At 59.8% G+C, this 18,937-nt stretch carries 20 protein-coding genes and 2 pseudogenes; 10 read left to right on the forward strand and 12 right to left on the reverse strand.

Going from position 1 to position 18,937, the window contains the following annotated elements:
- Nucleotides 1–107: 107 nt before the first annotated feature.
- From QOL84_RS02275 to trxB, 3 genes and pseudogenes are all read right to left on the reverse strand, one after another.
- Nucleotides 108–815, reverse strand: a complete 708-nt coding sequence (locus QOL84_RS02275; protein ID WP_129394511.1) for an arginyltransferase — start codon at nt 813–815, stop codon at nt 108–110.
- A gap of 57 nt (nt 816–872) precedes the next feature.
- Complete coding sequence (aat, locus tag QOL84_RS02280; RefSeq protein ID WP_283436000.1) at nt 873–1,553, reverse strand: leucyl/phenylalanyl-tRNA--protein transferase; 681 nt, start codon at nt 1,551–1,553, stop codon at nt 873–875.
- A gap of 63 nt (nt 1,554–1,616) precedes the next feature.
- Nucleotides 1,617–2,577, reverse strand: a pseudogene (gene trxB, locus QOL84_RS02285) (thioredoxin-disulfide reductase).
- A 296-nt stretch (nt 2,578–2,873) separates the two neighbouring features.
- On the opposite strand from trxB, the gene QOL84_RS02290 reads away from it, so the two are divergent.
- From QOL84_RS02290 to cysG, 6 genes are all read left to right on the forward strand, one after another.
- Nucleotides 2,874–5,282 (forward strand): DNA translocase FtsK, encoded by a 2,409-nt coding sequence (locus QOL84_RS02290; RefSeq protein ID WP_129394507.1) that lies wholly within the window; start codon nt 2,874–2,876, stop codon nt 5,280–5,282.
- 66 nt (nt 5,283–5,348) lie between these two features.
- A complete protein-coding gene (gene lolA / locus QOL84_RS02295; protein WP_129394506.1) occupies nt 5,349–5,969 on the forward strand; it encodes an outer membrane lipoprotein periplasmic chaperone LolA in 621 nt (206 codons plus the stop codon).
- Nucleotides 5,970–6,164: 195 nt separating this feature from the next.
- Nucleotides 6,165–7,487: a replication-associated recombination protein A gene (locus QOL84_RS02300; protein ID WP_283436001.1), complete on the forward strand. Its 1,323-nt coding sequence runs from the start codon at nt 6,165–6,167 to the stop codon at nt 7,485–7,487.
- A complete protein-coding gene (gene crcB / locus QOL84_RS02305) occupies nt 7,487–7,861 on the forward strand; it encodes a fluoride efflux transporter CrcB (protein WP_093100589.1) in 375 nt (124 codons plus the stop codon). The genes QOL84_RS02300 and crcB overlap by 1 nt, the downstream gene beginning before the upstream one ends.
- A 15-nt stretch (nt 7,862–7,876) precedes the next feature.
- Entirely contained in the window at nt 7,877–9,157 is a 1,281-nt protein-coding gene (gene serS / locus QOL84_RS02310; RefSeq protein WP_053121586.1) for a serine--tRNA ligase, read from the forward strand.
- Nucleotides 9,158–10,552 (forward strand): siroheme synthase CysG, encoded by a 1,395-nt coding sequence (cysG, locus tag QOL84_RS02315; protein ID WP_283436002.1) that lies wholly within the window; start codon nt 9,158–9,160, stop codon nt 10,550–10,552.
- A gap of 88 nt (nt 10,553–10,640) precedes the next feature.
- On the opposite strand, the gene QOL84_RS02320 is transcribed toward cysG, so the two are convergent.
- The 8 genes from QOL84_RS02320 to QOL84_RS02355 all read right to left on the reverse strand — a co-directional run bounded on the left by QOL84_RS02320 (nt 10,641) and on the right by QOL84_RS02355 (nt 15,349).
- Nucleotides 10,641–11,642: a glutathione S-transferase family protein gene (locus QOL84_RS02320; RefSeq protein WP_283436003.1), complete on the reverse strand. Its 1,002-nt coding sequence runs from the start codon at nt 11,640–11,642 to the stop codon at nt 10,641–10,643.
- Between the two features lie 94 nt (nt 11,643–11,736).
- A complete protein-coding gene (locus tag QOL84_RS02325; protein ID WP_283436004.1) occupies nt 11,737–12,738 on the reverse strand; it encodes a glycosyl transferase family protein in 1,002 nt (333 codons plus the stop codon).
- Nucleotides 12,735–13,070 (reverse strand): TusE/DsrC/DsvC family sulfur relay protein, encoded by a 336-nt coding sequence (locus QOL84_RS02330; RefSeq protein WP_283436005.1) that lies wholly within the window; start codon nt 13,068–13,070, stop codon nt 12,735–12,737. Before QOL84_RS02330 ends, QOL84_RS02325 begins: the two co-directional genes overlap by 4 nt.
- On the reverse strand, nt 13,067–13,360 hold the full coding sequence (tusB, locus tag QOL84_RS02335; RefSeq protein ID WP_283436006.1) for a sulfurtransferase complex subunit TusB: 294 nt from the start codon (nt 13,358–13,360) through the stop codon (nt 13,067–13,069). The genes QOL84_RS02330 and tusB overlap by 4 nt, the downstream gene beginning before the upstream one ends.
- Nucleotides 13,360–13,716 carry a sulfurtransferase complex subunit TusC gene (gene tusC, locus QOL84_RS02340; protein WP_129394497.1) on the reverse strand — a complete coding sequence of 119 codons (357 nt, stop codon included), beginning with the start codon at nt 13,714–13,716 and terminating at the stop codon, nt 13,360–13,362. Before tusC ends, tusB begins: the two co-directional genes overlap by 1 nt.
- A gap of 1 nt (nt 13,717) precedes the next feature.
- The gene (tusD, locus tag QOL84_RS02345; RefSeq protein WP_283436007.1) at nt 13,718–14,110 is read right to left on the reverse strand and encodes a sulfurtransferase complex subunit TusD; all 393 of its coding nucleotides are present in this window, start codon (nt 14,108–14,110) and stop codon (nt 13,718–13,720) included.
- A gap of 179 nt (nt 14,111–14,289) precedes the next feature.
- Nucleotides 14,290–14,994, reverse strand: coding sequence for a YoaK family protein (locus QOL84_RS02350; protein WP_283436008.1), 705 nt, complete (start codon nt 14,992–14,994; stop codon nt 14,290–14,292).
- A gap of 25 nt (nt 14,995–15,019) precedes the next feature.
- Nucleotides 15,020–15,349: a DUF6388 family protein gene (locus QOL84_RS02355; RefSeq protein ID WP_283436009.1), complete on the reverse strand. Its 330-nt coding sequence runs from the start codon at nt 15,347–15,349 to the stop codon at nt 15,020–15,022.
- Nucleotides 15,350–15,483: 134 nt separating this feature from the next.
- Between QOL84_RS02355 and QOL84_RS02360 the strand changes: the two genes are divergently transcribed.
- Complete coding sequence (locus QOL84_RS02360) at nt 15,484–15,834, forward strand: hypothetical protein (protein ID WP_283436010.1); 351 nt, start codon at nt 15,484–15,486, stop codon at nt 15,832–15,834.
- 110 nt (nt 15,835–15,944) lie between these two features.
- Here QOL84_RS02360 and QOL84_RS02365 read toward each other — a convergent pair whose 3' ends face one another.
- A complete protein-coding gene (locus QOL84_RS02365) occupies nt 15,945–16,370 on the reverse strand; it encodes a GNAT family N-acetyltransferase (RefSeq protein ID WP_283436011.1) in 426 nt (141 codons plus the stop codon).
- A 148-nt stretch (nt 16,371–16,518) separates the two neighbouring features.
- Here QOL84_RS02365 and QOL84_RS02370 point away from each other — a divergent pair, with 148 nt between their 5' ends.
- From QOL84_RS02370 to QOL84_RS02380, 3 genes and pseudogenes are all read left to right on the forward strand, one after another.
- Nucleotides 16,519–16,956 (forward strand): hemerythrin domain-containing protein, encoded by a 438-nt coding sequence (locus QOL84_RS02370; protein ID WP_283436012.1) that lies wholly within the window; start codon nt 16,519–16,521, stop codon nt 16,954–16,956.
- A gap of 221 nt (nt 16,957–17,177) precedes the next feature.
- Nucleotides 17,178–17,813: a lytic polysaccharide monooxygenase auxiliary activity family 9 protein gene (locus QOL84_RS02375; protein WP_283436013.1), complete on the forward strand. Its 636-nt coding sequence runs from the start codon at nt 17,178–17,180 to the stop codon at nt 17,811–17,813.
- A 41-nt stretch (nt 17,814–17,854) separates the two neighbouring features.
- Nucleotides 17,855–18,877: pseudogene (locus QOL84_RS02380) on the forward strand (chitinase); the annotation flags it as partial.
- Nucleotides 18,878–18,937 lie beyond the last annotated feature (60 nt).

The following is an 18,937-nucleotide window of genomic DNA, read 5'->3' on the forward strand; positions in this document are numbered from 1 at the left end:
AAAGCCCTCGGTATCCAATGAATGGCCCGGTGCAACTGCGCCAGGCAAAAGCGGCGTGCATTGTGCCCGAAAAATGGGGTTTACGCCAAGGGGTTTAGGGTGCGGGTTTAGTTGAGGATGACCCAGCGCTGATTAATCAGCAATTCGATGGGCCGATATTGCGTCTTGTAGTTCATCTTTTTGCAGTTCTTGATCCAGTAACCCAGGTAAACCGCTTCAAGCCCGAGACGCTGGCTCTCGCCGATCTGCCACAGGATCGCGAAACGCCCGAGGCTGCGCCGCTCTTCGTCAGGTTCGTAGAAGGTGTACACCGCCGACAAACCGTTGGGCAGCAAATCGGTCACCGCCACAGCCAGCAACCGTCCGTCGAGTCGGAACTCGTAAAAGCGCGAGAAGGGCAGGTCGCGCACCAGAAACGTCGAGAATTGATCACGGCTCGGCGGGTACATATCGCCGTCGGCATGGCGTTGTTCGATGTAGCGCTGGTACAGATCGAAATATTCTTCGCTGAACTGCGGCTTGGCCGGGCGCACTTGCAAATCGGCATTGCGTTTGAAAATGCGTTTCTGCTGACGATTGGGGGTGAACTGCGCGACCGGAATGCGCGCAGGCACGCACGCATTGCAATTCTGGCAATGCGGCCGGTACAGATGATCGCCGCTGCGACGAAAGCCCATTTCCGACAGGTCTGCGTAGACGTGCACATCCATGGGCTGACTCGGGTCGAGAAACAGGGTCGTGGCCTGCTCCTCGGGCAGATAACTGCAAGAGTGAGGCTGAGTGGCATAGAACTTCAAACGCGCCAACTCGGTCATGATCAACCCTCGGGATAAGCTGGTGAATTAAGTGTAAGCCACGCGCGCAAAAGTCGCTCAGCAAACCCAGGTGGCGCGACTGGGTTGATCCAGGTGGCGGGCCAGATAATCAGCGAATTCGTCGCGGGGAATGGCCCGGGCGCCGAGACTGTGCAGATGATCGGTCGGCATCTGGCAATCGATCAGCACGAATCCCGCGTCTTTCAGGTGCTGTACCAGCGTGGCAAAGCCATATTTCGAGGCATTGTCGGCGCGGCTGAACATCGACTCGCCGAAAAACAGTCGGCCCATCGCCAGTCCATACAGGCCACCGACCAATTCGCCCTGATCCCAAACCTCGACCGAGTGGGCAAAGCCGCGGCGGTGCAGTTCAATGTAAGCGTCTTGCATCGCCTCCGTGATCCAGGTGCCGTCGGCGTAATCGCGGGGCGCGGCGCAGGCGCGGATCACCGCATCGAAGTCCTGATCGAACGTCACTTGATAGCGTTGCTGGCGCAACAGTTTACCGAGGCTGCGCGAGACATGCAGTTCGTCGGGAAACAACACGGTGCGCGGGTCCGGCGACCACCAGAGAATCGGCTGGCCTTCGGAAAACCACGGAAAACAGCCGTGGCGATACGCTTGGATCAAACGATCGGCAGACAGATCTCCGCCAGCGGCGAGCAGTCCGTTGGGGTCGCGCATGGCCTTTTCCAGTGGCGGAAAAGTCAGGGAATTGCGTTGTAACCAAGTCAGCATGGCATCCAGGCTTGCAGAAGGGGAGGGCAGTGCGGACCGTTCGGCCCGCGATAAAGTGTGCCGTTAAATGACAGGAATGTCGTCCAGATACTTCTCGGCATCAAGCGCGGCCATGCAGCCGGCGCCGGCTGAGGTGACGGCCTGGCGATAAACATGGTCAGCGACATCGCCGGCGGCAAACACACCGGGGATGGCGGTGGCGGTGGCATCGCCGTCGCTGCCGCCCTTGACCTGCAAATAACCGTCACGCATCGGCAGTTGGCCTTGAAACAGGTCGGTGTTGGGTTTGTGGCCAATCGCGATGAACACGCCGGCCAGCGCCAGCTCGCGGGTTTCGCCGGTGTGGCTGTCGCGCAGACGAGCGCCGGTCACACCGCTGGCATCACCGAGCACTTCGTCGAGATTCTGGTTCCAGTGCAGGCGCACATTGCCGTTGGCGGCTTTTTCGAAGAGTTTGTCCTGGAGGATTTTCTCTGAGCGCAACTTGTCGCGACGATGGACCAAATGCACTTCTTTTGGCGATGTTCGACAAGTACAGCGCTTCCTCCACGGCAGTGTTGCCACCACCAATGACCGCGACCACCTGATTGCGATAAAAGAATCCGTCACAGGTCGCACAGGCGGAAACACCCTTGCCGGCGAAGGCCTCTTCCGACGGCAGGCCCAGATACTGCGCCGAGGCGCCGGTGGCAATGATCAGCGTGTCGCAGGTGTAGGTGCCGCTGTCGCCGACAAGCTCAAACGGGCGCTGCTGCAACTTGGCGGTGTGGATGTGGTCGTAAACGATCTCTGTGGCAAAGCGTTCGGCGTGTTTCTGCATGCGCTCCATCAGCACCGGCCCAGTGAGGCCTTCGACGTCGCCGGGCCAGTTGTCGACTTCGACCGTGGTGGTGAGCTGGCCACCGGCCTGCAGACCGGTAATCACCACCGGTTTGAGGTTGGCGCGGGCGGCGTATACGGCGGCGCTGTAACCGGCCGGGCCGGAGCCGAGGATGATCAGGCGTGAATGCTTCGCTGCGTTCATCAAATACACCTCATAAGCCTTTGTCACAAAAGGTAATGCATGCTCAAATTGGCCCACAGGTTTGTGTGCTTGACTATGCTTTACCCTGGGGTTTGAAGCATGGCATCGCACGTACAAACCCGTACAATGCCGGGCTGTTACAGAATATTCGCGTTGTGCCGTGTTTTTAAAAGCCTCGGCGCAGTGTTAAAAGTAGTCCCAGTTGCGCTCGCTCACTTTGTTACCTGCCTGGATTGGGCAGTTTTTTATCGTCATTCAATAGATGGACGCGCCTCGGGCGCAGGAAAAGTAGCGTTTTGAAGAAATCCACCGCAGCACCTAAAACAGTCGTTCCGCTCTGGCGCCAACAGTTGCACTACCGGCTCAAGGAAGGTGCATTGATCGCCATTGGCGCCTTGTGCCTGTTCCTGATGATGGCCTTGCTGACCTACGGCAAGGACGATCCGGGCTGGAGCCACAACAGCAAGATCGACGACGTACAGAATTTCGGCGGCCCGGCGGGCTCCTACAGCGCCGACATCCTGTTTATGGTGCTCGGCTATTTCGCCTATATCTTCCCGTTGCTGCTGGCAATCAAGGCTTATCAGATTTTTCGTCAGCGTCACGAGCCGTGGCAGTGGAGCGGCTGGCTGTTCTCCTGGCGCCTGATCGGTCTGGTGTTTCTGGTGCTGTCCGGCGCTGCGCTGGCGCATTTGCACTTTCACGCGGCGTCGGGTCTGCCGGCGGGTGCGGGCGGTGCGCTGGGCGAAAGCCTCGGCAATCTGGCGAAGAACGCGCTGAACATTCAAGGCAGCACACTGCTGTTCATTGCCCTGTTCCTGTTCGGCCTGACCGTGTTCACCGACCTGTCGTGGTTCAAGGTGATGGACATCACCGGCAAGATCACCCTCGACCTGTTCGAACTGTTCCAGGGCGCACTCAACCGCTGGTGGTCGGCGCGTACCGAGCGCAAACAACTGGTCGCGCAGCTGCGTGAAGTCGACGATCGCGTGCATGATGTGGTCGCGCCAACGGTCACCGACAAGCGCGAGCAAGCCAAAGTCAAAGAACGCCTGATCGAACGTGAGCAAGCCCTGAGCAAGCACATGTCCGACCGCGAGAAACAGGTGCCGCCAGTGATTGCCCCGGCGCCGGTCAAGGCCCCAGAGCCAAGCAAGCGCGTACAGAAAGAGAAACAGGTGCCGTTGTTCGTCGACAGCGCCGTGGAAGGCACCTTGCCGCCGATCTCGATCCTCGATCCTGCGGAAAAGAAACAACTCAATTATTCGCCGGAATCCCTGGCAGCGGTCGGCCACTTGCTGGAGATCAAGCTCAAGGAGTTCGGCGTCGAAGTCACGGTGGATTCGATCCATCCTGGCCCGGTGATTACCCGTTACGAAATCCAGCCGGCTGCTGGCGTCAAAGTCAGCCGCATTGCCAACCTGGCGAAAGACCTTGCGCGTTCGCTGGCCGTGACCAGTGTGCGGGTGGTCGAGGTGATTCCGGGCAAGACCACCGTCGGTATCGAGATTCCCAACGAAGACCGGCAGATCGTGCGCTTCTCCGAAGTGCTGTCGACGCCCGAGTACGACAACTTCAAATCGCCGGTTACCCTGGCGCTGGGCCACGATATCGGTGGCAAGCCGGTGATCACTGACCTGGCGAAGATGCCGCACTTGCTGGTGGCCGGTACCACCGGTTCCGGTAAATCGGTGGGTGTCAACGCGATGATCCTGTCGATCCTGTTCAAGTCCGGCCCGGAAGACGCCAAGCTGATCATGATCGACCCGAAGATGCTGGAATTGTCGATCTACGAAGGCATTCCGCACCTGCTCTGCCCGGTCGTGACCGACATGAAGGACGCTGCCAACGCTTTGCGCTGGAGCGTTGCCGAGATGGAGCGCCGCTACAAGCTGATGGCGAAAATGGGCGTGCGTAACCTGTCCGGCTTCAACGCCAAGGTCAAGGAAGCCCAGGACGCCGGCGAGCCGTTGAGCGATCCGCTGTACAAGCGCGAAAGCATCCACGACGAAGCGCCGCTGTTGCAGAAGCTGCCAACCATCGTTGTGGTCGTCGACGAATTCGCTGACATGATGATGATCGTCGGCAAGAAGGTTGAAGAACTGATCGCCCGTATCGCGCAGAAGGCGCGTGCGGCGGGTATCCACTTGATCCTCGCGACCCAGCGACCGTCGGTGGACGTGATCACCGGTCTGATCAAGGCCAACATTCCGACGCGTATGGCGTTCCAGGTGTCGAGCAAGATCGACTCGCGGACCATCATCGACCAGGGCGGCGCCGAACAACTGCTCGGCCACGGTGACATGCTCTATATGCCGCCGGGCACCAGCCTGCCGATCCGGGTTCACGGCGCGTTCGTTTCCGACGAAGAAGTCCACCGTGTGGTGGAGGCGTGGAAACTGCGCGGCGCCCCGGAATACAACGACGACATCCTCAACGGTGTCGAAGAGGCCGGCAGCGGCTTCGAAGGCAGCAGCGGAGGCGGCGATGGCGATGATCCGGAAACCGACGCGCTGTATGACGAAGCCGTGCAGTTCGTTCTCGAAAGCCGTCGTGCATCGATTTCTGCGGTACAGCGCAAGCTGAAGATCGGTTACAACCGCGCTGCGCGGATGATCGAAGCCATGGAAATGGCCGGCGTCGTCACCTCCATGAACACCAACGGTTCGCGTGAAGTCCTGGCCCCGGGCCCGGTTCGCGACTGATTGCAAAAGCAAGAGGCGGGACAATGATGTTCCGCCGCTCTCCCACGAGTATTCAAGAGGACTCCCATGCGTCTTATCCGCATGCTGTTGCCAGTACTGGCGTTGACCACCCTCACGGCTCACGCCGATGACAAGGACGTGGCACGTCTGACCCAATTGCTGGAAACATCCAAGACCCTGAGCGCGAACTTTTCGCAGCTGACCCTCGACGGCGGCGGCACGCAGTTGCAGGAAACCACTGGCGACATGACCCTGCAGCGTCCGGGCCTGTTCTACTGGCACACCAATGCGCCGGCCGAGCAGACCATGGTTTCCGATGGCAAGAAGGTAACGCTGTGGGATCCGGACCTGGAACAGGCCACCATCAAGAAGCTCGACGAACGCCTGACCCAGACCCCGGCGCTGCTGCTGTCCGGTGACGTGTCGAAAATCAGCCAGAGCTTCGACATCAGCGCGAAAGAAGCGGGCGGCGTGATCGACTTCACCCTCAAGCCGAAAACCAAGGACACCCTGTTCGACAACCTGCGTCTGTCATTCCGCAACGGTCTGCTTAACGACATGCAACTGATCGACAGCGTCGGCCAGCGCACCAACATCCTGTTCACCGGGGTCAAGGCCAACGAGCCAGTGCCAGCCTCGAAATTCAAGTTCGACATCCCCAAGGGTGCGGACGTCATCCAGGAATAAATTCAGGCCCCTTGTGTCAGGGCCTTTGTGGTGAGGGCCTGCTGTTGAGGGGCTTTTGTGGCGAGGGGATTTATCCCCGTTCGGCTGCGCAGCAGTCGTCGCTTTTGGGGCAGCTTCGCAGCCCAACGGGGATAAATCCCCTCGCCACACGGTTTCACACAGTATTCGAAAAAATAGAGGTTTCAACGCTACGTGATGGATCTGTTTCGCAGTGCACCGATTGCCCAGCCACTGGCCGCGCGTTTGCGGGCGACCAATCTGGATGAGTACGTCGGCCAGGAACACCTGCTCGCTCGCGGCAAGCCTCTGCGTGAGGCGCTGGAGCAGGGTGCCCTGCATTCGATGATCTTCTGGGGCCCGCCCGGCGTGGGCAAAACCACCCTGGCGCGATTGCTCGCGGAAGTCTCCGATGCGCACTTCGAAACGGTCTCGGCGGTGCTCGCCGGGGTCAAGGAGATCCGTCAGGCGGTTGAAATCGCCAAGCAGCAAGCCGGCCAGTACGGCAAGCGCACGATTCTGTTTGTCGATGAAGTGCACCGCTTCAACAAATCCCAGCAGGACGCGTTCCTGCCCTACGTTGAAGACGGCACGCTGATCTTCATCGGCGCCACCACCGAAAACCCTTCGTTCGAACTCAATAACGCCTTGTTGTCCCGCGCGCGCGTCTACGTGCTGAAAAGCCTCGACGAAGCAGCGCTGCGCAAACTGGTGCAGCGCGCACTCAGCGAAGAGCGCGGCCTGGGCAAGCGCAACCTGACGCTTAACGATGAAGGTTTCCAGATGCTGCTGTCCGCCGCCGATGGCGATGGTCGGCGCCTGCTTAATCTGCTGGAAAACGCCTCGGATCTGGCCGAAGACGACAGCGAGATTGGCACCGAGCTGCTGCAAAGCCTGCTCGGCGACACCCGTCGACGCTTCGACAAAGGCGGCGAAGCGTTCTACGACCAGATCTCGGCGCTGCACAAATCGGTACGCGGCTCCAATCCCGACGGCGCGTTGTACTGGTTTGCGCGGATGATCGACGGCGGTTGCGATCCGTTGTATCTGGCCCGGCGCGTGGTGCGCATGGCCAGCGAAGACATCGGCAACGCCGACCCGCGCGCACTGAGCCTGTGCCTCGCGGCGTGGGAAGTGCAGGAACGCCTCGGCAGCCCGGAAGGCGAGTTGGCGGTAGCGCAAGCCATCACTTATCTGGCGTGTGCGCCAAAAAGCAACGCGGTGTACATGGGTTTCAAAACCGCCCTGCGTGCCGCCGCCGAACACGGCTCGCTGGAAGTGCCGCTGCATTTGCGCAACGCGCCGACCAAGCTGATGAAACAGTTGGGTTATGGCGACGAATACCGCTACGCCCACGACGAACCGGATGCCTACGCTGCCGGCGAAGATTATTTCCCGGAAGAACTCGAGCCGATTGCGTTCTATCAACCGGTGCCTCGCGGCCTGGAATTGAAGATCGGCGAGAAGCTCAACCACCTCGCCCAACTCGATCGTTTAAGCCCTAGGCAGCGGAGAAAATAGTGGTTCCACTGATTATTGCAGTCTCCGTCGGCGGCATGGCCGGCACCTTGTTGCGCTTCGCCACCGGCAATTGGATCAGCGCCAATTGGCCGCGGCACTTCTATACCGCGACGCTGGCCGTTAATATCGTGGGCTGTCTGTTGATTGGCGTGTTGTACGGCCTGTTTTTGATACGCCCGGAAGTGCCGATCGAGGTGCGCGCCGGGTTGATGGTCGGCTTCCTCGGGGGCCTGACGACTTTTTCATCCTTTTCACTGGATACGGTGCGCCTGCTGGAAAGCGGGCAAGTACCGCTGGCCCTGGGCTATGCGGCACTCAGCGTATTCGGCGGGCTGCTCGCAACGTGGGCTGGCCTGTCTTTGACCAAACTTTGATAACGAGAAACCGACATGCTCGATTCCAAACTGTTACGTAGCAACCTTCAGGACGTAGCGGACCGCCTGGCTTCCCGTGGCTTTGCCCTGGATACCGCGCGCATCGAAGCGCTGGAAGAACAGCGCAAGACCGTCCAGACCCGCACCGAAGCACTGCAGGCTGAGCGTAACGCGCGTTCCAAATCCATCGGTCAGGCCAAGCAGCGCGGCGAAGACATTGCTCCGTTGATGGCGGACGTCGAGCGCATGGCGGGCGAACTGAGCGCCGGTAAAGTCGAGCTGGACGCGATCCAGACCGAGCTGGACTCGATCGTGCTGGGTATTCCTAACCTGCCACACGAATCCGTGCCGGTCGGCAAAGACGAAGACGACAACGTCGAAGTGCGCCGCTGGGGCACGCCGACGGCCTTCGATTTCGAAGTGAAAGACCACGTTGCCCTGGGCGAGAAGTTCGGCTGGCTGGATTTCGAAACCGCCGCCAAGCTGTCCGGCGCCCGTTTCGCCCTGCTGCGTGGCCCGATCGCCCGTCTGCACCGCGCACTGGCGCAGTTCATGATCAACCTGCACGTCAACGAGCACGGCTACGAAGAGGCTTACACGCCTTATCTGGTTCAGGCGCCGGCACTGCAAGGTACCGGTCAACTGCCGAAGTTCGAAGAAGACCTGTTCAAGATCGCCCGCGAAGGCGAAGCCGATCTGTACCTGATCCCGACCGCCGAAGTGTCGCTGACCAACATCGTTGCCGGCGAAATCGTCGATTCGAAACTGCTGCCGATCAAGTTCGTCGCTCACACCCCGTGCTTCCGCAGTGAAGCCGGTGCGTCGGGTCGCGATACGCGCGGCATGATCCGTCAACACCAGTTCGACAAAGTTGAAATGGTCCAGATCGTTGAGCCGTCGACCTCGATGGAGGCGCTGGAAGGCCTGACCGCCAACGCCGAAAAAGTCCTGCAACTGCTTGGTCTGCCTTACCGCACCCTGGCCCTGTGCACCGGCGACATGGGCTTCAGCGCGGTCAAGACTTACGACCTCGAAGTGTGGATCCCGAGCCAGGACAAGTACCGCGAAATTTCCTCGTGCTCGAACTGCGGCGACTTCCAGGCCCGCCGCATGCAAGCGCGTTTCCGCAACCCGGAAACCGGCAAGCCTGAGCTGGTGCACACCCTGAACGGTTCGGGTCTGGCGGTCGGTCGTACGCTGGTGGCCGTGCTGGAAAACTACCAGCAGGCCGACGGTTCGATCCGCGTACCGGACGTGCTGAAGCCGTACATGGGTGGCCTTGAGGTCATCGGCTAAATGAAATATCTGCCGCTGTTTCACAACCTGCGCGGCAGTCGTGTGTTGGTCGTCGGTGGGGGGGAAATTGCCTTGCGCAAATCCCGCCTGCTGGCCGACGCCGGTGCGCTGCTGCGGGTGGTCGCACCTGAAATCGAAGCGCAACTGCGCGAACTGGTCACAGCCTCTGCTGGCGAGTGCCTGTTGCGCGGTTACGTTGAAGCGGATCTGGACGGTTGCGGGCTGATCATCGCCGCCACCGACGACGAAACGCTGAACGCACAAGTCTCTACCGATGCTCATCGGCGCTGCGTGCCGGTCAACGTGGTCGACGCGCCTGCCTTGTGCAGCGTGATCTTCCCGGCGATCGTCGATCGCTCGCCGCTGATCATCGCAGTGTCCAGTGGCGGCGATGCGCCGGTGCTTGCGCGGTTGATTCGCGCCAAGATCGAAACCTGGATTCCATCGACCTACGGCCATCTGGCCGGGCTCGCGGCACGTTTCCGTAATCAGGTGAAAACCTTGTTTCCGGATGTGCAGCAGCGCCGTGGCTTCTGGGAAGACGTGTTCCAGGGCCCGATTGCCGATCGGCAACTGGCCGGGCAGGGCGCCGAAGCCGAGCGTTTGCTACAGGCGAAGATCGATGGCGAATCCACGGTCACCACTGGTGAAGTGTATTTGGTCGGGGCAGGGCCGGGCGATCCGGATCTGCTGACCTTCAAGGCCTTGCGTCTGATGCAGCAAGCCGATGTGGTGCTGTACGACCGCTTGGTCGCGCCGGCGATACTTGAACTGTGCCGTCGCGATGCCGAGCGCATTTATGTCGGCAAGCGTCGTGCTGATCACGCCGTGCCGCAGGATCAGATCAACCAGCAACTGGTCGATCTGGCCAAGGCCGGTAAACGTGTGGTGCGTTTGAAGGGCGGTGATCCGTTTATCTTCGGCCGTGGGGGCGAAGAGATCGAAGAACTGGCCGCCCACGGTATACCGTTCCAGGTCGTGCCGGGCATCACCGCGGCCAGCGGTTGCGCGGCGTATGCCGGAATTCCGCTGACCCATCGTGATTACGCGCAGTCAGTGCGTTTTGTTACCGGGCATTTGAAGGACGGTTCCACCGATCTGCCGTGGGCCGACCTCGTCGCGCCGGCGCAGACGCTGGTGTTCTACATGGGCCTGGTGGGGTTGCCGGTGATCTGCGAACAACTGATCAAGCACGGTCGCTCGGCGCATACCCCGGCGGCGTTGATTCAGCAGGGCACCACGGTCAATCAGCGGGTCTTTACCGGCACGCTGGCTGATCTGCCGCGATTGGTGGCGGAGCATGAAGTGCATGCGCCGACACTGGTGATCGTTGGGGAAGTGGTGCAACTGCGCGAGAAACTGGCGTGGTTTGAGGGGGCTCAGGCGCAGGTCTGAAGCAGATCAAAAGATCGCAGCCTTCGGCAGCTCCTACATGAGAATGCGCTCTCCTGTAGGAGCTGCCGAAGGCTGCGATCTTTTGCTGTTAGCCCTTCAACCAAACCCCTTTGCCAGCCAACCGCGCCCGATCATGGGCCACGGTGAAATCCTGTTCCGGCCCCTTCGGCACAACCCCTGTCGGGTTGATGGTCTTGTGGCTACCGTAGTAGTGATTTTTGATGTGCTGAAAATCCACCGTCTCGCCAATCCCCGGCAACTGATACAACTCACGCAACCAGTTCGACAGATTCGGGTAATCGGCAATCCGCCGCAGGTTGCACTTGAAGTGCCCGTGGTACACCGCGTCAAACCGAATCATGGTGGTGAACAGACGCACGTCCGCTTCAGTCAGGTATTCCCCGCTCAGATAACGGTTGGCGCCTAACACGCGCTCCAGATGATCGAGTTCGGCAAACACCTCATCGAACGCTTCTTCATAAGCCTGTTGCGACGTGGCGAACCCTGCGCGATACACGCCATTGTTCACCGCCGGATAAATCCGCTCGTTCAGCGCATCGATTTCACCGCGCAACGGCGCCGGGTAGAAGTCCAGATCGTTGCCGGTCAAGCCATCGAACGCGCTGTTGAACATGCGGATAATCTCCGCCGATTCGTTGCTGACGATGCGCTTGAGCTTTTTGTCCCACAGCACCGGCACGGTCACACGCCCGGTGTAGTCGGCGGTATCGGCGGTGTAGCGTTGGTGCATGAAGTCAAAGCCATCGAGTTTGTCGCCGGTCGAGCCGTGCGACTTGTCGAAGGTCCAGCCGTTTTCCAGCATCAACCAACTGACTACCGAAACGTCGATGAGACTTTCCAGGCCTTTGAGTTTGCGCAGGATCAGCGTGCGATGCGCCCATGGACAAGCGAGCGAAACGTAGAGGTGATAACGCCCGGCTTCGGCGGCGAAGCCACCTTCACCGCTCGGGCCGGGCTGGCCGTCTGCGGTCACCCAGTTGCGGCGCTTGGCCTGTTCGCGCTGGAACGCGCCGTCCTTGCTGCTTTCGTACCACTTGTCCTGCCAGTGGCCGTCGACGAGTAAACCCATGATCAAGACTCCGTAAACCAATAATAATCGTTGGAGTCGAGTCTATTCCGATGAGTTCGAACAAAAAGCGCAAAGATCGGGCGTGAATGATCGGTTAAATCGATTTGTCCCGAGCGGCCCAATATTGCTCGGCGGTGGCGAAAGCCTGTTCACGGTTTTGACCGAGACCGCGCAATGCCAGGGCCATGGTCGCAATCAGGGCCATTTGCGGGTAGCTGTCGACCACGTCGCCGCGCCACACGGCCTTCAGGTGTTCGACCTCCAGCGAGGCCGGTTTGACGTGACGTTGCGCCGACAGTTGCGGCCATTCCTCGTCCCAGCTCTCGCCGCCGGTAGTACCGTAAAGGTGACTGTCGGCATCCGGGTTGATCTCGATTTCGCCGCCGTCGCCCTTGACCACAATCGCCGTGTCGCCAAGCAGACCGCTGGCATCGCGGTGCACAGCCTGATAGCCGGGGTGGAAGATGCTTTGCAGCCCGCAACGTGCGCCCAGCGGATTGAGAATCCGCGCCAGCGAATGAATCGGTGAGCGCAGGCCCAGCGTATTGCGCAGGTCGATCATCTTTTGCAGCTGCGGCGCCCAGTCCACCAGCGGCATGAACGCCAGACCACCGTTATCCAGCGCCGTGCCAACCTGCTGCCAATTGCGGCACAACGCAATGTTCAGCTCGCCGAGCAGTTGTTCGCTATACAGACGCCCGGCGGTGTGTGCGCCGCCGCCATGCATGAAAATGCGCAGGCCGTTCTGCGCCAGGCACTTGGCCGCCAGCAGATACCACGGCAGATGGCGCTTCTTGCCGGCATAGGTCGGCCAGTCCAGATCGACATTCAAGGCCGGCGCCTGCAAACGTGCGCGCAGGGCTTCGGTGAAACCGGCCATTTCCTCGGCGCTTTCTTCCTTGTGCCGCAGCAACATCAGAAAGGCGCCGAGCTGGGTGTCTTCGACCTTGTCGTCGAGGATCATGCCCATCGCCTCGCGAGCCTCTTCGCGGGTCAGGTCGCGAGCGCCGCGTTTACCCTTGCCGAGAATGCGCACGAATTGGGCGAACGGGTGCTCGACGGGTGTTTCGAGGGTCAGCGCTGGAAAGTCGGTCATAAGCAATTCGTCGGTTTGGGCAGGCCCGCCAGTTTCGCGGCGAGTTTGGCAGGGGTGCCTTTGAACAGTCGGTTCAGGTGCAGGCTGTTGCCTTTGTCCGGGCCGAGTTTCAGCGCGGTGTACTTGATCAGCGGACGTGTGGCCGGCGACAGCTGGAACTCTGCATAGAAGCTGCGCAGCAGTTCGAGGACTTCCCAGTGTTCAGGCGTCAACTCGATCTCTTCTGCGGCGGCGAGGGCGCTGGCGACGTCGGCCGACCAGTCGCTCAAGTCGACCAGGAAACCGTCCTTGTCCAGTTCGATGGCGCGGGCGCCGACGGTGATCGAATTCATAGCCAGCTATTGACCTTGTCGTGGTGGATCGACAGCTCGACGAAGGCCGGGTAATCGATGGCTTCGGCCCAGTCCGGGATCTCGATGGCGCGGGCCTGCGCGTCTTCCGTGAGGATGAACAGCTTCACCTGACGGCTTTGCAGCGCATTAAACGGCGCAGTGCCGGGTTGCAACGCATAAGCCGCGTCGCCGGACAGCAGCAACGCGTCTGCATTGCCGATGATACGCAGGCAACTGTTCAAGCGATCGTCGCCGAACGGGGAATGAGACAACACGTGCAAAGTCGACATCAGAGGGTGATCACTTGGTCGTAACGGTCAATAAGGGCGGTGATTTGCTCGGCGGCCAGCGCCTGCGCTTCGTCCAGCGACAACTGGTCGAGGCCACGGGCGCTGGCGCTGTCGGCGCAGTAGAACAACTCTTCTACACCAAACATCGGCAGCGCTTGCAGGTTGGCGCTGAGGTCTTTCTGTTGCAGGGCCTTGGCGTTCTGCCCGGCAGCGAGTTGCAACACACCGTCATCGAGAAACAGCAGACCGATCGGCAGATCGAAGGCACCACCGGCGAGGACGATGTCCAGCGCTTCGCGGGCAGCCGGGCCGGACCATGGCGATTGGCGGCTGATGAGCAGCAGGGATTTGGCCATGTTACGCACCTCCGAAGCAGATCAGACGGTCGGCGTCTTGCACCGCGTCGTGCAACTGACCGAGACCGGACAACTCCCACGGCGCGCTGACTGAGACCGCTTCACGCTGATAACGCTGGGCTTCCTCATTATTCAACACGCCACGACGCAGGGCAGCGGCGATACACACCACGCCGTCGAGCTTTTGCTCACTGATGAATGCGCGCCACTGCTTGGGCAGGTCGAGTTCGTCCTGCGGCGTGACCACCGCGTCCGAGGCGTTGTAGACGCCGTCCTGATAGAAAAACAGCCGGACAATTTCATGCCCACCGGCCAGCGCAGCCTGAGCAAACAGCAGGGCGCGGCGCGAGGAGGGCGCGTGGGCGGCGGAAAACAGCGCGATGGCGAACTTCATGACGGACTCGATCAGCAAAACTGCGGCCATGATAAAGCATTGCGGCCGCCAAAGGATCGCGCAAACCCGATCCCTGTAGGCACTGCGGCACGCTGCGATCTGTTGATCTTGATTTTAAAAAACCAGATCAAAAGATCGCAACCTCGTTTCACTCGTCAGCGCCTACAGGGGATTTGCGGTTAGCGGGGCATGTAGCCGAGTTGCCAGCGCCGCGGGATTTTCAGCGAGAGCAGCCCGATCATCGCGGCCAGTAAACCGCTGGCAAACATCGCCTTGAGTCCGAAATGATGTTCCAGCACCGCTCCCAGAATCGCGCCGATGAACATCCCGCTCCACGGCACCAACTGCACCCGCCAGCCGCTGCGCCGTTCGCCAAGCATCCAGCGGCCCAGTCCGCGTCCGAATCGCGACAACGCGCCGGTGACATAGGTGAGTCCGACCGGTAAACCATTCACTTCTTCGACCGACGCGTTGAGCATGCCCATCGCAATGATCGCTGCGAGCAATGCCGGCAGTTGCGTGTCATACGGCCAGGCTGCCGCCGCACAGAGCAGGGTGGCGATGCACAGCAAAAGCGGCAGCGCGCGTCGTCCGGCCAGACGCGCCACGACAACCCCCAAGGCGTTACCGACCACGAACGTGGTGACAAGAATCACCAGGCGCATGGTCAGTCCGATGTCACCAACGCTGATTGCCACGGCCAGTCGGGTAGTGTTTCCGCTCATGAACGAGACGAAGTCGCCGCTGGCCATGAAGCCGATGGCATCGGTCATTCCGGCCAGTACCGACAGGCTCGCCACCAGTGCCAGACCCACGCGGCCGCGCCACTTTTGCGTGTGCAGATGGCCAGGGCTGGCGCGATGAGTCGAGGCGGATGGCAGCATCGGTGCAGGTGTCCTTGAGCGGCAGTTACGGTTCTATCCCATACAAATCGCAATATTCCAGCCAATCCATCCCGGCCATTTCTGCGACTTCACGATGCACTTCCAAACGTTGCACCTGATATTCCTCGGGCGAATCAGCCGTCAATTGCAAGGTCAATTCCCAGGCAAACAGTCCGAGATTTTCCGCCTCGGCCTCAAACGCTTCATGCAGGCGCTCTTCGCGATACTGTGCCTGGGTTTCGCCCTTGGCCTGGGCCAGCAACGGGTTGAGATGATCGAGACTTTCGCGCAGCTCGGGGCGGGCATCGAGAAATATTTTCAGGGCGTGTTCATGTCGTTGGTCGGTAGGCGCCATGGGTTTTCCTTGTGAGGCTGATGTCCTTAGGTTGCCGCAGCGGCGGGCAGGTGTCGCGCTATAAATGCAGTAAAGCAGAACGATTTCCCGCGTTGCAGTGATACAGTCCGCTTTTTTCTGAATGAGCGAATGCAATGCGAATTCTGATGGTAGCGCTGGCCGCGACGATGCTGGCCGGTTGCGCGGGTTCGGCGATGGACGATGCTCGCACTCAAGCCCCTTACAAAGTACTGACCTCGGACAAAGCCGAGAAAGTCGTGGCCCAGTGCGTGCAATTCGGCTGGCAGGACGAGGCGGTGTTCGGTGTCGATGCGGCGGCTTATCTGGAGCCACGCAAGCTTGGCGGGACAACGGTCTATACGCGTTCGGCGGAGTCGTTTGTCGACGTGATCACCGAGGCGTCGGGCACGACGTTGAATTACTACGCGCAGAAGGATGATTTTGTTGCCAAGCGGCGCCTGGCGGCGTTGGCGACTTGCCTTTGATCGTGCGGTGATGCTAAAGCCGCCATCGCGAGCAGGCTCACTCCCACATTGTCCGTGTCGTGCACAAATCCAATGTAGGAGTGAGCCTGCTCGCGATGGGGCCGCTTCATTCAACCGATAAGCCGCTTCTGAAAGAAATGCCGCTTATGCCCCAGCGGATAATCGACAATCTCGCCACACTCGCTAAATCCCACCTTGCGGTAAAACTCCGGCGCCTGAAACGAAAAGGTGTCGAGCCAGATCCCGACGCAATCGTTGTCCCGGGCAAAATCCTCGGCCATCTGCATCAACTTTGATCCGATGCCCTGGCCGCGCCCTTGCTCCGGCACTGCCAGCAGCTCAATGAATAACCAGCGATAGAACGTGTGGCCATACAGGCCGCCGAGAATCGCGTCGTGCTCGTCGCGCACCAACAGCGCCAGCGGCTCCTTCTTCGAGGCGCCGGCCTGGGCGATGTTATGCGCGCGCAGCGGCGCCAGAATCGCGTTGCGTTGTTCTTCGTTGGGGTTCTGCGACAACTCGATACGCAAGTTCATGCATGACTTCCTTGTGGTCTGAATCAACAGCCTATCCTGCCCGACGGCCATCTTCCAAACGCTTCTTCAACTCGGTGGAACTGCCGCTCTCACGCCGGGGTCTAGCCTTTACAGCGTCATTCCAGCACGCGGTTGATGAGGACATCCCATGAACATTTTCGAAGCCCTTCGCGAAAGCCACGACCGCCAGCGCAGCTACGCCAAAACCCTGATCGAGACCAGCGGTGACACGCCGGAACGGGTCGAGGCCTACAAACAGCTCAAGGCTGAACTGCAAGCTCATGAAACCGCCGAAGAACGGCACTTCTACATCCCGTTGATGGAGTTCGACAACGGCGTCGATCTCAGCCGTCACGCGATTTCCGAACACCATGAAATGGACGAGATGATGGAAGAACTCGACGAGACCGAGATGTCCAGCCCCGCGTGGCTGGCCACGGCGAAAAAACTCTCGGACAAGGTTCATCATCATCTCAAGGAAGAAGAGCAGAAGTTCTTCCAGATGGCCGGCAAACTGCTCAACGAAAAGCAGAAAGAGCAGCTGGCCGGGCAATACGAAAAGGAGTTCAAGGCGCAATTGCCGTGATGGGTGAATGCAAGATTTCGTAACATCGACGTGTACGCCTTTGGCTACACGTCAGGTACGAATCGTTGCAATGAACTGTTTATCCATCCAGTATTTTCGCCGTTTCAGTGGTTTTCGACGTCAGGCTGCGACAAAAGCGCCGATGGACAAAAAATACCCCTCCGTTAGCTTGAAGGCCTCTCCTCGGACAGGAGAGTTCTTAAATCAACGGAGTGAAAAACATGAATCAACCACAAGCACAAACCCAACTGCGACACGGTCGTGTCATTTCCCCTGCCAGCCGCGGTGCGGTTGCCATCGAGCAAGGATTGCTCGGTGCCTGGCAGGTCAACGAGATGGAAGGTGGCAAGAACTTCCCGGCACTGACGGCGGGGCCTTTCCCGGCGCCGTATCAGACCGACTCTGACAGTGTCACGCCGCCAGCCGACGGTTACATCCTCAGCGGTGGCAAGACCGATGCCCGCGACTGCGTGAACTTCACCAGCGAGGAAATGAGCAAGAAACTCGCTCGTCCGTTCACTTGGCCGCTGCTTAACGTCACCCCGGGGCAGACCCTCGAAATCAAATGGGAATACACCGCGCCGCACACCACTCGCGGCTATCGCTGGCTGATCACCAAGGATGGCTGGGACCCGAAACAACGCATCACCCGCGCGCAACTGGAAACCCAACCGTTCTTCGAGGATTTCTACCCGCAGGTGCCTTACTACAGCTATCCGAACGAGCTTAAGGCCAAGGTCAATCACGCGGTGAAACTACCGGCCAATAAAAAGGGTCATCACGTTATCGTGCTGATGTGGATCGTCGCCAACACTGGCAACGCTTTCTATCAGGCTTTTGACGTCGACTTCAAATAGCGTTCGTAACGCCAAATCCACACGTTCTGAAGGATTAGAACATGTCAAACATCGATTTTTCTTTAATGCACAACGCGGCGAGCGATGCTGCCTCGCTGATGCCGGACATTGCCGGCAAGAAGATCCTCATGGGCTTCTGGCACAACTGGTCGGCGGGGCCTAGCGATGGTTATCGCCAAGGCCGTTTCGCCAGCCTCGCGCTCGAAGAGGTGCCCAAGGAGTACAACGTGGTTGCGGTGGCCTTCATGAAGGGCAGCGGGATTCCGACCTTCAAACCGTTCAATGTCTCCGATGCCGAGTTTCGCCGCCAGGTCGGTGTGCTCAACAGTCAGGGGCGGGCGGTGCTGATTTCCCTCGGCGGTGCCGATGCGCACATCGAGCTGCGCGCCGGCCAGGAACAACCGCTGGCCAACGAGATCATCCGGCTGGTGGAAACCTACGGCTTCGATGGTCTGGACATCGATCTTGAACAGAGCGCGATTGATTTCGCTGCCAACAAGACTGTCCTGCCGGCTGCGCTGAAACTGGTCAAGGATCATTACGCCGGCCAGGGCAAGCACTTCATCATCAGCATGGCCCCGGAGTTTCCCTACCTGACCAGTAACGGCAAATACGTCGGTTACCTGCAGGCACTGGAAGGCTACTACGACTTCATCGCGCCGCAGTTCTACAACCAGGGTGGCGACGGCGTCTGGGTGCCTGAAGCGAATAACGGTGCGGGCGCGTGGATCGCGCAAAACAACGATGCGCTGAAGGAGGACTTCCTCTATTACCTGACCGAAAGTCTGGTAACCGGCACGCGTGGCTTCACCAAAATCCCGGCGGACAAGTTCGTCATCGGTCTGCCAGCGAACAATGATGCGGCTGCCACCGGTTACGTGATCGATAACACCGTGGTCGGCAATGCGCTGAAGCGTCTGGCGATCAAGGGACATCCGATCAAAGGCTTGATGACCTGGTCGGTCAACTGGGACAACGGCGTCAGCAAGGATCGCGTGCCGTACAACTGGGAATTCAGCCGGCGTTATGGGCCGCTGATTCATGGGGCGCGGTTGTCTGATCAGGCGTTTGATGCGCTCGTGGAGGGTATTGCTCATCAGCGGTAAGTGAACAAAAAGCCCGGT

The organism is Pseudomonas helmanticensis, assembly GCF_900182985.1.
Classification (GTDB): Bacteria; Pseudomonadota; Gammaproteobacteria; order Pseudomonadales; family Pseudomonadaceae; genus Aquipseudomonas; species Aquipseudomonas helmanticensis.